This is a genomic window from Micromonospora sp. CPCC 205554, from assembly GCF_036902745.1.
GTDB classification, from domain to species: domain Bacteria; phylum Actinomycetota; class Actinomycetes; order Mycobacteriales; family Micromonosporaceae; genus Micromonospora; species Micromonospora tulbaghiae.
Window position 1 is genome coordinate 88,187 of the sequence record NZ_JBAKHP010000017.1, and the last position, 12,349, is coordinate 100,535.

A 12,349-nucleotide genomic window follows, 5' to 3' on the forward strand; every position below is an offset into this window, starting at 1 on the left:
CAGCGTGAGCCGCATCGGGGTCGCCTTCGACAAGGCGCGGGCGGACGGGCGGGCGGTGCTGGTCGGTTGCATGCCGGCGGGCTTCCCGACCGTGGAGGGCAGCATCGCCGCCATGAAGGCCATGGTCGAGGCGGGCGTGGACGTCATCGAGGTGGAGATCCCGTACTCCGACCCGGTGATGGACGGCCCGGTGATCCAGAAGGCGAGCGACATCGCGCTGGCCGGCGGTGTCCGCGTCGCGGACGCGCTGCGCGTCGTCGAGGCGGTCGCCGCGATCGGGGCCAGCGTGGTCACGATGACCTACTGGAACCCCATCGAGCAGTACGGCGTGGACGCGTTCGCCCGTGACATGGCCGCCGCCGGTGGCACCGGCCTGATTACGCCGGACCTGATCCCGGACGAGGCAGCCGAGTGGCTGGCCGCCTCCGACGCGCACGGCCTGGACCGCACGTTCCTGGTGTCCCCGTCCTCGACCGACGCGCGGCTGCGGATGACCGCCGAGCACTGCCGCGGATTCGTGTACGCCACCGCGATCATGGGTGTCACCGGCGCCCGCGCGCAGACCTCCGAGGCGGCGCCGGTCCTGGTCTCCCGGCTGCGCGAGGTCACCGACATCCCGGTCGGCGTCGGGCTGGGCGTGGGCACCGGCGCGCAGGCCGCCACCGTCGCCGGGTACGCCGACGCGGTGATCGTGGGCAGCGCGCTGGTCCGCTGCGTGCTGGACGCTCCGGACCAGGCCGCCGGCCTGACCGCGCTGCGCAGGCTCAGCGCCGAGTTGGCCGACGGGGTCCGCAACCCCGCTCGCTGACGGTCGGCTCGCCATGCCCTTGATCGACTCCATTACGCCGAGCTGGCGTGGTCACAGACGCCAGGACCCCGCCACTTCGGCGAACTGGTGTCGATCATGCGCGAGCGCGACCCGGCCGTCCGAGATCTTGGTACGAAACGGCCCTCACAGGGGCCGAAACCTACCAAGATCTTGAAGGCGTTCCGCGTGAGCGGGAGGGTGGTCAGCGCCTACTGCTGTCGGCCTGCTCGGATGGGCGCTGGCCGGGCGGGGCGGGCGGCCCGTCTCCGGGCGGCCCGTCGCCGGGCGGCGTGAGCGCGTCGGCGGCGGTGGTGTGGCGCAGCACGCCGCGGCGTCCGGCGAGCGCGTCCGCGATCGCCGCGCGCGTGGTGGGGGTCAGCACGTCGGGCAGTTCCTGCGGCGGCCACCACCGCGGCAGGCACCCGGCCGCCGGCTCGTCAGGCGGCCCGGCGTCGGCCGGCTCGGCGCGGAACACGTGCACCAGCACGTCGGGGTGCGAGCGGCACCGCCCGGCCGGTGGGGCGGGCGCCGGTGGACCGGTGACCCGGTAGAGGCCGACCAGGTCGGTCAGCTCCACCGCCCAGCCGGTCTCCGCGCGGACCGCCCGGACGGCGGCGTCCGCCGGGCTCTCGTCGTGGCGCAGCCGCCCGCCCGGCAACCCCCAGCGGCGGGCCCCCTCGGACCGGCGGCAGAGCAGCAGCCGGCCGGACCCGTCGGTGACGACAGCGGCGACCGCCCAGGTGAGCGGGCTCATGGACAAAGAGCCTACGACCGTGCAAACCAGAAGTCATCCGACCCGCGCGGCAGGCGGCCCGGGGTGCCGCACACACGGTCCGCACCGGTACCGTGTGCACCCGTGACCCTCGCCCCGATGACCCCACTGGCGACCATGCCCAGCCCCAGCACCGCCGTCTGGCAGCTCGGTCCGGTTCCGATCCGGGCGTACGCGCTCTGCATCATCCTCGGCATCGTGGTGGCCTGCGTGGTCACCGAGTACCGGCTGCGCCGCCGAGGCGTGGCGCCGGGCGCGGTGCTCGACATCGCCGTCTGGGCCGTGCCCGCGGGCATCATCGGCGCGCGGATCTACCACGTGATCACCTCGCCGGAGAAATACTTCGGCGCCGGCGGCGAGCCGATCAAGGCGCTCTACATCTGGGAGGGCGGTCTCGGCATCTGGGGCGCGGTGGCCGGTGGTGCGGTCGGCGCGTGGCTCGCCGCCCGGCAGCTCGGCATCCCGTTCACCGTCGTCGCCGACGCGCTGGCACCGGGGCTGCCCCTGGCGCAGGCCGTCGGCCGCCTGGGCAACTGGTTCAACAACGAGCTGTACGGCGGGCGGACCACGCTGCCGTGGGGCCTGGAAGTGCACGTGATGGACCAGGACAACCCCGGTCACGCGCTGCGCGACGACGCCGGCAACCCGGTGCTCCAGCCGGGGCTCTACCATCCGACGTTTCTCTACGAGGCGCTCTGGAACGTCGGCGTCGCCGCGCTGGTGCTGTTCCTCGACCGCAAGCTGCGGCTCGGTCGCGGCCGGGCGTTCGCGCTCTACGTGATGGGCTACACGGCGGGCCGGTTCTGGATCGAGCTGATGCGCACCGACGAGGCGAACCTGATCCTCGGCGTACGCCTCAACGTCTGGACCGCCGCGCTGGTCTTCCTCGGCGCGCTGGCCTACTTCATCCGGGTCCGCGGTCCCCGCGAGTACCTGGTGCCGGTGGGCGAGCCGGCTCCCGTGGCCGGTCCGGCCGGCGACGTGTCCCAGGTCGACCTGTCCGCCCGGGAGGCCGCCGCACGGCCGGTCGCGCCCGAGGGCTACCGGGTGGTGACCGAGGAACAGTTCGACGCGTACCGGAAGACCGGCGTGCTGCCCCCCGAGCCGGCGGCGGACGACGAACCGGCACGGGCCGAGGCCGCCGACGGCGACGCGACGGGCGGCACGGACGGCGACGACAGCGCGAAGGCCGGCCGGGCCGACGGCGACGACGCGGAACCGGAGCGGGCGGACGCGGAGCGCACGAACGCCGGCCGGGCCGACGGCGGCGGGCGCCCGGCGGACCGGGACAGCTGAGCGGGGGAGTCATGCGCAGCGCGGTGGTGGTCGGCGCCGGCCTCGGCGGAATGGCGGCGGCCGGTGTGCTGGCCCGATCGGGCTGGCAGGTCACGCTGCTGGAACGCGCCGACCGGGTCCGCCCGGAGCCGACCGCCGTGGTGCTCTGGCCCAACGGGGTACGCGCGCTGCGCGCCCTGGGCCTGGGCGACGGGCTGGACGCGATCGCCACCCCGCTGCCCGACGGGGGTGTGCGCCGCCCGGACGGGCACTGGCTGGTGCAGGCCCGGTCCACGCCGGCCGAGCGGATGCCGGTGGTGGTGCACCGGGAGGACCTGCACGACGCGTTGATCGCCGGCCTGGGCGACCGGGTCGAGCTGCGTACCGGCGTGGCCGTGCGGACGGTGCGCGCGGCGTCGGGCGAGCGACCGGCGGTGGGCGACGGCCGGCACACCTACGAGGCGGACCTGGTGGTGGCCGCCGACGGCACGGACAGCGAGATCCGCCGGCACCTCGCCCCGGAGACCGCCGTGGTCAGCTCCGGGTGCGCGGCCTGGCGGGCGGTCATCCCCTGGTACCGGGCCCCGCAGCTGCCGGACGACCAGCCGGTGCACGGCGAGACGCTCGGCGCCGGGTACCGCTTCCTGGCCGCCTCGCTCGGCGAGCGGGGCACAGCGGGCGCGTCCCGCCGGGGCGGCGTCTACTGGGTCGCGACCGCCGCCGGCGCGCCCCGCCCGGAGCCGCCGGAGATCCAGCTCGCGCTGCTCAAACGCTGGTTCGCGGGGTGGCCCGCGCCGATCGGGACGCTGCTGGAGGCGACCGACCCGGAGGACGTCGTCCAGCAGGAGATCCGCGAGCTGCGGCCGCTGCCCAAGGCGTACGGGTTCCCGGCCGGCCCGGGCGGCGTGGTGCTGCTCGGCGACGCCGCGCACGCCATGCCGCCGCACCTCGGGCAGGGCGCCTGCCTGGCGTTCGAGGACGCGGCGACGCTGGCCGGGCTGCTGCGGGAATCGCGGCTGCCGGACGCGGTGACCGCGTACGACAGGTTGCGCCGCCCTCGCGCGGCCACGATGGTCCGGCAGACCCGGCGGATGTCGGCGGTGCTCCAGGCCCGGGGCCGGCTGGCGCTGCGCGCCCGGGACGCGGCCCTGGGCACGATCAGCCCGCGGCTGCGCAACACCGCAGCCGCGGCGGCCGCCGCCTGGCAGCCGCCGTCCTGACCGTCCGCGTGCGGCCCGTTCCTCAGCGGCCCGTCCGCGCGCGGCCGTCCCGCAGCGGCCCGGTCCCCGGGCGGGCGGGCCGCGCCGGTGCTCAGATGACGGCGGCGGGCTCGGCGATGCAGGCGGTGCCCACCCGGCGGAACCCGACCCGCAGGTAGACGCGGGCGATGTCCTCGCTGCCGGCGCTGAGGAAGACCAGGTCGGTGCCGGCGGCGCGCAGCTCCCGCGCGAGGGTTGCGGTCACCGCCGCGCCCAGCCCGCGCTGCCGGGCGGACGGCAGCGTGGCCACGCCGGCGATCTCCGCCACGTCGTCGACCCGCATCGCCATCCCGCTGGCGAGCGCGCCCTCGCCGGGCGTCCCGGCGAGCACCGAGACGCGCCGCCCGTCGGCGACCCGGGTCGCCTCCTCCTCCAGCGCTGCCACGTCCAGCTGGGCGAGGGCGGCGTCCCGCTCGGCCGGTCCGGCGTCGCCGCGCGCGGTGCCGCCGTTGGCGAAGCCGACCGCCGCGACGGCGCGCCGCAGCGCGATGTCCGACGCGAAGCCGGGGTCGGCGGGGTCGAGCACCCGCACCGGTACGTCGCTGAACGTCTCCGGGTCGGGCAGCCGCTCCGGTTCCAGCAGCATCAGCGGCGCCTCCAGCACGCTGAGCCCGGCCGAGCGGGCCACCGCGAGCAGGTCCGGCTGGTGCTCGTGCACCCACTCGAACGCCTCCGGCAGGCCCAGTTCCCGCTGCCGGGCGCGCACGGCTGTCACGTCGGCGAGCGTGGGCGCCTCGTCGGCGTCGAGCCGGGGCCGGGCGTAGAACGGCCATCCGGCGCCGTCCCGGACGAACAGCACCAGGGCGCCGTGATCCTCGGTCCGGGCCCCGTCGCGGGGCACCGCGTCGTAGAACCGCTCCAACCGGTCGAGTACGTCAGCGCGTGCGAGATCCACCGCGCGAGACTACACGTCCCAGCATCTGGAAGTGTGATCAATCTGAACTGGCCTTGCGCCGGAAGCCCTAACGTAGACTCAATAAACCGCAGAGGGCCGACGTCGTCCCCATCATGATCCATCCTGAGTGACGACAGGAGGCCCGGTGGCCTTTCCGTACCCTCACAGCCCGCAGTCGGCCCCACAGGCGACCGGGCTCTACGACCCCGCGTACGAGCACGACGCCTGCGGCGTGGCCTTCGTGGCCGACCTGCACGGGCGGCGCTCGCACCAGGTCGTCGCGAACGGCCTCGGGGCGCTGTGCCGGCTGGACCACCGGGGCGCCCGGGGCGCGGAGCACAACACCGGGGACGGCGCCGGCATCATGATCCAGGTGCCGGACGCGTTCCTGCGCGCCACCGTCGACTTCCCGCTGCCCCCGGCCGGCCAGTACGCCACCGGCCTGGTGTTCCTGCCCGACGACGACGCGGCCGAGGCCCGCGCCCGCCAGGTGGTCGACAAGTACGCGCTGGTCGAGGGCGCCGACGTGCTCGGCTGGCGGGAGGTGCCGACCGACCCGTCCGGCCTGGGCGAGACCGCGCTCGCGGCGATGCCCCGGGTCCGGCAGCTGTTCGTGGCCGCGCACCGGCTGACCGGCTCGCCGGACGGCCCGGCCGGCTCCCCGCTGACCGGGCTCGACCTGGACCGGGTGGCGTTCTGCCTGCGCAAGCAGGTCGAGCGGGAGACCGCCGAGCGGGGCGTACCGGCGTACTTCCCGTCGCTGTCCGGCCGCACCATGGTGTGGAAGGGCATGCTCACCCCGGACCAGCTCCCCGCGTTCTACCCGGAGCTGACCGACGAGCGGGTGGTGAGCGCCATCGCGCTGGTGCACTCCCGCTTCTCCACGAACACGTTCCCGTCCTGGCCGCTGGCGCACCCGTACCGGTTCATCGCGCACAACGGCGAGATCAACACCATTCGCGGCAACCGCAACTGGATGCAGGCCCGGGAGGCGTTGCTCCGGAGCCCGAGCATCCCCGGCAACATCCGCCGGGTCTTCCCGGTCTGCACCCCGGCGGCCTCCGACTCGGCCAACTTCGACGAGGTGCTGGAACTGCTGCACCTGGCCGGGCGGAGCCTGCCGCACGCGGTGCTCATGATGATCCCCGAGGCGTGGGAGAACGACCCGGACATGCGCGCCGACAAGCGCGCGTTCTACCGCTTCCACGCCAGCCTGATGGAGCCGTGGGACGGCCCGGCGTCGGTCGCGTTCACCGACGGCGAGATCGTCGGCGCGGTGCTGGACCGCAACGGCCTGCGCCCGGGCCGCTGGTGGCACACCGCCGACGGCCTGGTGGTGCTGGGCAGCGAGGCGGGCGTGCTCGACCTGGACCCGGCCACCGTCGTCGCCAAGGGCCGGCTCCAGCCGGGCAAGATGTTCCTCGTCGACACCGTCAACGGCCGGATCGTCTCCGACGACGAGATCAAGACCGAGCTGGCCGCCGAGCAGCCGTACCAGGAGTGGCTGCACGCCGGACTGATCGAGCTGGACGACCTGCCGCCGCGCGAGCACACCGTCTACACCCACGACTCGGTACGCCGCCGCCAGCAGACGTTCGGCTACACCGAGGAGGAGCTGAAGATCCTGCTCGGCCCGATGGCCCGCAGCGGCGCGGAACCGATCGGCTCGATGGGCACCGACACCCCGATCGCCCCGCTGTCCACCCGGCCGCGGCTGCTCTACGACTACTTCCATCAGCTCTTCGCCCAGGTCACCAACCCGCCGCTGGACGCCATCCGGGAGGAGCTGGTGACCAGCCTGGCGTCCACCATCGGGCCGGAGGGCAACCTGCTCGACCCGGGCCCGGCGAGCTGCCGGCAGATCGTGCTGCCGTACCCGGTGATCGACAACGACGAGCTGGCCAAGATCCTCTCTATCGACGAGGACGGCGACCTGCCCGGTTTCAAGGCGGTCCGGGTCTCCGGCCTGTACCGGATCCGCGACGGCGGCGCCGGCATCAAGGCCCGGCTGACCGAGATCTGCCGGCACGTCTCCGAGGCGATCGAGGACGGCGTACGCATCCTGGTGCTCTCCGACCGGGACTCCAACGCCGACCTGGCCCCGATCCCGTCGCTGCTGCTCACCGCCGCGGTGCACCAGCACCTGGTCCGCGAGCAGACCCGTACCCAGGTGGCGCTGGTCGTCGAGTCCGGCGACTGCCGCGAGGTGCACCACGCGGCGGTGCTGATCGGGTACGGCGCGGCGGCGGTCAACCCGTACCTGGCCTTCGAGTCGGTGGAGGACATGATCTCCACCGGCGTGCTGACCGGCGTCGACCGGGTGAAGGCCGTCCGCAACTACGTCAAGGCGCTCGGCAAGGGCGTCCTGAAGATCATGTCCAAGATGGGCATCTCGACCGTGTCCTCGTACTGTGGCGCGCAGGTGTTCGAGGCCGTCGGCCTGGACACCCGCCTGGTCCACAGGTACTTCCGCGGCACCCCGAGCACCATCGGCGGCATCGGGCTGGCCGAGATCCACGCCGAGGTGGCGGCCCGGCACGCTAAGGCCTGGCCGGCGCCGGGCGCGCAGGCCGACGACCGGCTGGAGGTCGGCGGCGAGTACCAGTGGCGCCGCGAGGGTGAGCTGCACCTGTTCAACCCGGAGACCGTCTTCCTGCTCCAGCACGCCACCCGCAGCCGCCAGTACGACGTGTTCCGGCAGTACACCGCCAAGGTCGACGAGCTGGCCGCGCAGGCGGGCTCGCTGCGCGGGCTGTTCACGCTGCGCACCGGCGTACGCCCGGCGGTGCCGCTGGACGAGGTCGAGCCGGCCTCGGAGATCGTCAAGCGCTTCGCCACCGGCGCCATGTCGTACGGTTCGATCTCGGCGGAGGCGCACGAGACGCTCGCCGTCGCGATGAACCGGCTCGGCGGCAAGTCCAACACCGGCGAGGGCGGCGAGGACGTCGAGCGGCTGCACGACCCGGCCCGGCGCTCCGCGGTCAAGCAGATCGCCAGCGGCCGGTTCGGTGTGACCAGCGAATACCTCGTCAACGCCGACGACCTCCAGATCAAGATGGCGCAGGGCGCGAAGCCCGGCGAGGGCGGGCAGCTGCCCGGCAACAAGGTCTGGCCGTGGATCGCCCGGACCCGGCACGCCACCCCGGGCGTCGGCCTGATCTCCCCGCCGCCGCACCACGACATCTACTCCATCGAGGACCTGGCCCAGCTCGTCCACGACCTGAAGTGCGTCAACCCGGCCGCCCGGGTGCACGTCAAGCTGGTCAGCGAGGTGGGCGTGGGCACCGTCGCGGCGGGCGTGGCCAAGCTCAAGGCCGACGTCATCCTGATCTCCGGGCACGACGGCGGCACCGGCGCGTCCCCGCTCAACTCGCTCAAGCACGCCGGCACCCCGTGGGAGCTGGGCCTGGCCGAGGCGCAGCAGACGCTGCTGCTCAACAAGCTGCGCGACCGGGTCACCGTGCAGGTCGACGGCCAGCTCAAGACCGGCCGGGACGTGCTGATCGCGGCGCTGCTCGGCGCCGAGGAGTTCGGCTTCGCCACCGCGCCGCTGATCGTCGAGGGCTGCGTGATGATGCGGGTGTGCCACCTGGACACCTGTCCGGTCGGCATCGCCACCCAGAACCCGGTGCTGCGCGAGCGCTTCACCGGCCGCCCCGAGTTCGTGGAGAACTTCTTCCTCTTCCTCGCCGAGGAGGTCCGGGGCTACCTGGCCGAGCTGGGCTTCCGCAGCATCGACGAGGCGATCGGCCACACCGAGCTGCTCGACGTGGCCGGCGCGATCGACCACTGGAAGGGCCACGGGCTCGACCTGAGCCGCGTGCTGCACCTGCCCGAGCTGCCCGAGGGCGCGGCCCGGCGGGGCGTACGCGCCCAGGACCACGGCCTCGACGCGGCGCTGGACAACCGGCTCATCGAGCTGGCCGGGCCGGCGTTGCGCGACCGTACCCCGGTCCGGGTCGAGGTCGAGGTCCGCAACGAGCACCGCAGCGTCGGCGCGATGCTCGGCGGCGAGGTGACCCGCCGCTTCGGCGGCACCGGCCTGCCCGACGACACGATCGAGTTCCGGCTGCGCGGCACCGCCGGTCAGTCGTTCGGCGCGTTCCTGCCACGCGGGGTCACGCTGCGCCTGTACGGCGACGCCAACGACTACGTCGGCAAGGGACTGTCCGGCGGGCGGATCGTGGTCCGGCCGGACGCCGACGCGCCGTTCGTCGGCGTGGACGCCGCGCCGGGCCGCCGCGCCGAGGACCAGATCATCGCCGGCAACACCATCCTGTACGGCGCCACCGGCGGCGAGGTGTTCCTGCGCGGCCGGGTGGGGGAGCGGTTCGCCGTCCGCAACTCCGGCGCGGTGGCGGTGGTCGAGGGCCTCGGCGACCACGGTTGCGAGTACATGACCGGCGGCACCGTCGTGGTGCTCGGGCCGACCGGGCGCAACTTCGCCGCCGGCATGTCCGGCGGCACCGCGTTCGTGCACCGGCTCGACCAGCGGCTGGTCAACGCCGAGCTGGTCGACCTGTCGCCGCTGCGCGACGAGGAGCGCGACCGGCTGCACGAGCTGGTCCAGCGGCACTTCGCCGAGACGGACTCGGCGGTCGCCGAGGATCTGCTCAAGCGCTGGCCGCAGGCGGTGGAGGAGTTCACCGCCGTGGTGCCCCGGGACTACCGCCGGGTCATGGAGATCATGCGGGCCGCCGAAGCCGCCGGCCGAGACGTCGACGACGCGGTGATGAGCGCGCTCAGCGTGCCGTCGGCCGCGCCGGTACCGCCCGCGCCCCGGGCGGTCGCCCAGGAGGTGGCTCGTGCCTGACCCGAACGGTTTCCTGCGCTACGACCGGCGGCTGCCGGCCCGCCGTCCGGTGCCGGTGCGCATCTCCGACTGGCGCGAGGTGTACCCGCCGGCCGGCGAGGAGCTGATCCGCGAGCAGGCCACCCGGTGCATGGACTGCGGCATCCCGTTCTGCCACGACGGCTGCCCGCTGGGCAACCGCATCCCGGACTGGAACGACCTGGTCCGCACCGGCAACTGGGACGCCGCGGTGGAGTCGCTGCACGCCACGAACAACTTCCCCGAGTTCACCGGCCGCCTCTGCCCGGCGCCGTGCGAGGCGGCCTGTGTGCTCGGCCTCGGCGGCCAGCAGCCGGTCACCATCAAGCAGGTCGAGGTGGAGATCGCCGACGCGGCGGTGGCCCGCGACGGCCTGCGGCCCCGGCCCGCCTCCGCCCCGACCGGCCGGTCGGTCGCCGTGGTCGGCTCCGGCCCGGCCGGGCTGGCCGCCGCGCAGCAGCTCGCCCGCGCCGGTCACACGGTCACCGTGTACGAGCGCGACGACGCGATCGGCGGTCTGCTCCGCTACGGCATCCCCGACTTCAAGCTGGAGAAGCAGCACATCGACAAGCGGCTGGCCCAGCTCACCGCCGAGGGTGTGCGGTTCCGGACCGGCGTCGACGTCGGCGTCGACGTGACCGCCGAGCAGTTGCGCGCCGAGCACGACGCGGTGCTGCTGGCCTGCGGCGCGTTGCAGGGCCGGGACACCCCCGAGACACCGGGCCGGGCGCTGCGTGGCGTGCACCAGGCGATGGCGCACCTGGTGGCCGCGAACCGGGTCGTGGCCGCCGCCGGGGACGGGCGGCCCGCGCTGGCGACGCTGCCCGACGGTACGCCGATCGACGCCGCCGGCAAGCACGTGGTGATCATCGGTGGTGGCGACACCGCGGCGGACTGCCTCGGTGTGGCGCACCGGCAGGGCGCGGCCGGCGTACACCAGCTCGACCTCTACCCGCAGCCGCCCACCGAGCGCGACGCCGCCCGCGACCCGTGGCCGACCTGGCCGTGGCTGCTGCGCAACTACCCGGCGCACGAGGAGGGCGGCGAGCGCGTGTTCGCCGTCGCGGTGCAGGAGTTCGTGGACGACGGCACCGGCCAGGTCCGCGCCGTCCGGATCGCCGAGGTGACAGTGGAGAAGGTGGACGGCCGCCGCATCGTCACCCCGCTGCCCGGCTCCGAGCGGGAGATCCCGGCCGATCTGGTGCTGCTCGCCATCGGCTTCGAGGGCACCGAGCAGCAGCCCTTGCTGGCCCAGTTCGGGGTGACCCGCAACGCCCGCGGCGCGGTCGACGCCCGCCCGGACTGGCAGGCCGCCGACGGCGTCTTCGTCGCCGGTGACATGCACCGGGGCGCGTCGCTCATCGTCTGGGCGATCGCCGAGGGACGCGCCGCCGCGGCGGCGATCCACACGTACCTGGGCGGGGTGGGCGAGCTGCCCGCCCCGGTCGACCCGGCCCGCCAGCCGCTCGCCGCGCGCTGACCCCGCACCGGCCGGGCCGCCCTCGTCGCAGGGCGGCCCGGCCGGCGACGCCCTGCGCCTCGAACGATCGACGCATGTGAACGTGTCTGTCCCGTCCGGCCGATCTCGGCTATTCAATTCTTGCGAATGTTTCGATAGCATTACTGACCAGTAACAGCACCGATCCCTCGGCCACGCGCGCGGTCAACGGGCTCCACCACCCCTGCCCCGTGGAGGCTCTGCCATGTCCCGTCGCGTCCGTACCGCGCTCGCCGCCGTACTGGCGGCCGTTCTCGGCGCCGTGCTCCTGCCCGGCGCCGCCCGGGCCGCCACCGTCAACTACGTCGCTCTCGGCGACTCCTACTCCTCCGGGGTCGGCGCCGGCCCGTACGACCTGTCCACCTGCCTGCGCAGCCAGAAGTCGTACGCCCCGCTCTGGGCCGCGGCCCATTCGGTCACCAGCTTCAAGTTCCCGGCCTGCGGCGGCGCGGTCACCGCCGACGTGCTGAACAACCAGGTCGGCCAGCTCAGCAGCAGCACCACGCTGGTCACCATCACCATCGGCGGCAACGACGCCGGTTTCGCCGACGTGATGACCAGTTGCCGCTTCGGCAGCACGTCGAGCTGCGAGAGCGCGGTCAACGAGTCCAAGGCGTTCGCCACCGCGACGCTGCCCGGCCGGCTCGACGCCACGTACACCGCGATCCGTAACCGGGCCCCCAACGCCCGGCTGGTGGTGCTCGGCTACCCGCGGCTGTTCGAGACCGGCTCCTGTGGACTGCTCGCCATGAGCAGCTACAAGCGCACCATTCTCAACCAGGCGGCCGACACGCTCAACGGCGTCATCTCCGGCCGGGCCGCCGCGGCCGGTGGCACCTTCGTCGACGCGCGGCCGTTCTTCGCCGGGCACGGCGTGTGCGCCGCCGACCCGTGGATCCGTGACGTCAGCGGCGTCATCGAGGCGTACCACCCGAACGCCAGCGGCTACCGCTACGGCTACCTGGCCGCGCTGACCGCCGCCATCGGCTGATCCGCATGTGAGGAGGGGCC

8 protein-coding genes are annotated in these 12,349 nt (G+C 74.2%); 6 read left to right on the plus strand and 2 right to left on the minus strand.

The features are described 5' to 3' along the window. Window positions 1–4 precede the first annotated feature (4 nt). Window positions 5–808, plus strand: a complete 804-nt coding sequence (trpA, locus tag V6U82_RS20715) for a tryptophan synthase subunit alpha (protein ID WP_334463626.1) — start codon at window positions 5–7, stop codon at window positions 806–808. A 202-nt stretch (window positions 809–1,010) separates the two neighbouring features. Here the strand turns inward: trpA and V6U82_RS20720 are convergent, their stop codons facing one another. Then, window positions 1,011–1,562 carry an NUDIX hydrolase gene (locus V6U82_RS20720; RefSeq protein WP_334463627.1) on the minus strand — a complete coding sequence of 184 codons (552 nt, stop codon included), beginning with the start codon at window positions 1,560–1,562 and terminating at the stop codon, window positions 1,011–1,013. A gap of 102 nt (window positions 1,563–1,664) precedes the next feature. Between V6U82_RS20720 and lgt the strand changes: the two genes are divergently transcribed. Next, on the plus strand, window positions 1,665–2,876 hold the full coding sequence (lgt, locus tag V6U82_RS20725; RefSeq protein ID WP_334463629.1) for a prolipoprotein diacylglyceryl transferase: 1,212 nt from the start codon (window positions 1,665–1,667) through the stop codon (window positions 2,874–2,876). A gap of 11 nt (window positions 2,877–2,887) precedes the next feature. Continuing rightward, window positions 2,888–4,075 (plus strand): FAD-dependent oxidoreductase, encoded by a 1,188-nt coding sequence (locus V6U82_RS20730; protein WP_334463632.1) that lies wholly within the window; start codon window positions 2,888–2,890, stop codon window positions 4,073–4,075. 91 nt (window positions 4,076–4,166) lie between these two features. Here V6U82_RS20730 and V6U82_RS20735 read toward each other — a convergent pair whose 3' ends face one another. Beyond that, window positions 4,167–5,009, minus strand: a complete 843-nt coding sequence (locus V6U82_RS20735) for a GNAT family N-acetyltransferase (protein ID WP_334463635.1) — start codon at window positions 5,007–5,009, stop codon at window positions 4,167–4,169. A 145-nt stretch (window positions 5,010–5,154) separates the two neighbouring features. Between V6U82_RS20735 and gltB the strand changes: the two genes are divergently transcribed. From gltB to V6U82_RS20750, 3 genes are all read left to right on the plus strand, one after another. Beyond that, the gene (gene gltB, locus V6U82_RS20740) at window positions 5,155–9,822 is read left to right on the plus strand and encodes a glutamate synthase large subunit (RefSeq protein WP_334463639.1); all 4,668 of its coding nucleotides are present in this window, start codon (window positions 5,155–5,157) and stop codon (window positions 9,820–9,822) included. Further along, window positions 9,815–11,320, plus strand: a complete 1,506-nt coding sequence (locus V6U82_RS20745) for a glutamate synthase subunit beta (protein ID WP_334463641.1) — start codon at window positions 9,815–9,817, stop codon at window positions 11,318–11,320. The genes gltB and V6U82_RS20745 overlap by 8 nt, the downstream gene beginning before the upstream one ends. Before the next feature lie 223 nt (window positions 11,321–11,543). Further along, entirely contained in the window at window positions 11,544–12,329 is a 786-nt protein-coding gene (locus tag V6U82_RS20750) for an SGNH/GDSL hydrolase family protein (protein WP_334463644.1), read from the plus strand. Window positions 12,330–12,349: the final 20 nt, after the last annotated feature.

What these genes read in the sequence shown, in the direction of transcription:
- V6U82_RS20720 (WP_334463627.1), bottom strand. Translation starts at nt 1,562, where the DNA reads ATGAGCCCGCTCACCTGGGCGGTCGCCGCTGTCGTCACCGACGGGTCC.
- V6U82_RS20730 (WP_334463632.1), top strand. Translation starts at nt 2,888, where the DNA reads ATGCGCAGCGCGGTGGTGGTCGGCGCCGGCCTCGGCGGAATGGCGGCG.
- V6U82_RS20750 (WP_334463644.1), top strand. Translation starts at nt 11,544, where the DNA reads ATGTCCCGTCGCGTCCGTACCGCGCTCGCCGCCGTACTGGCGGCCGTT.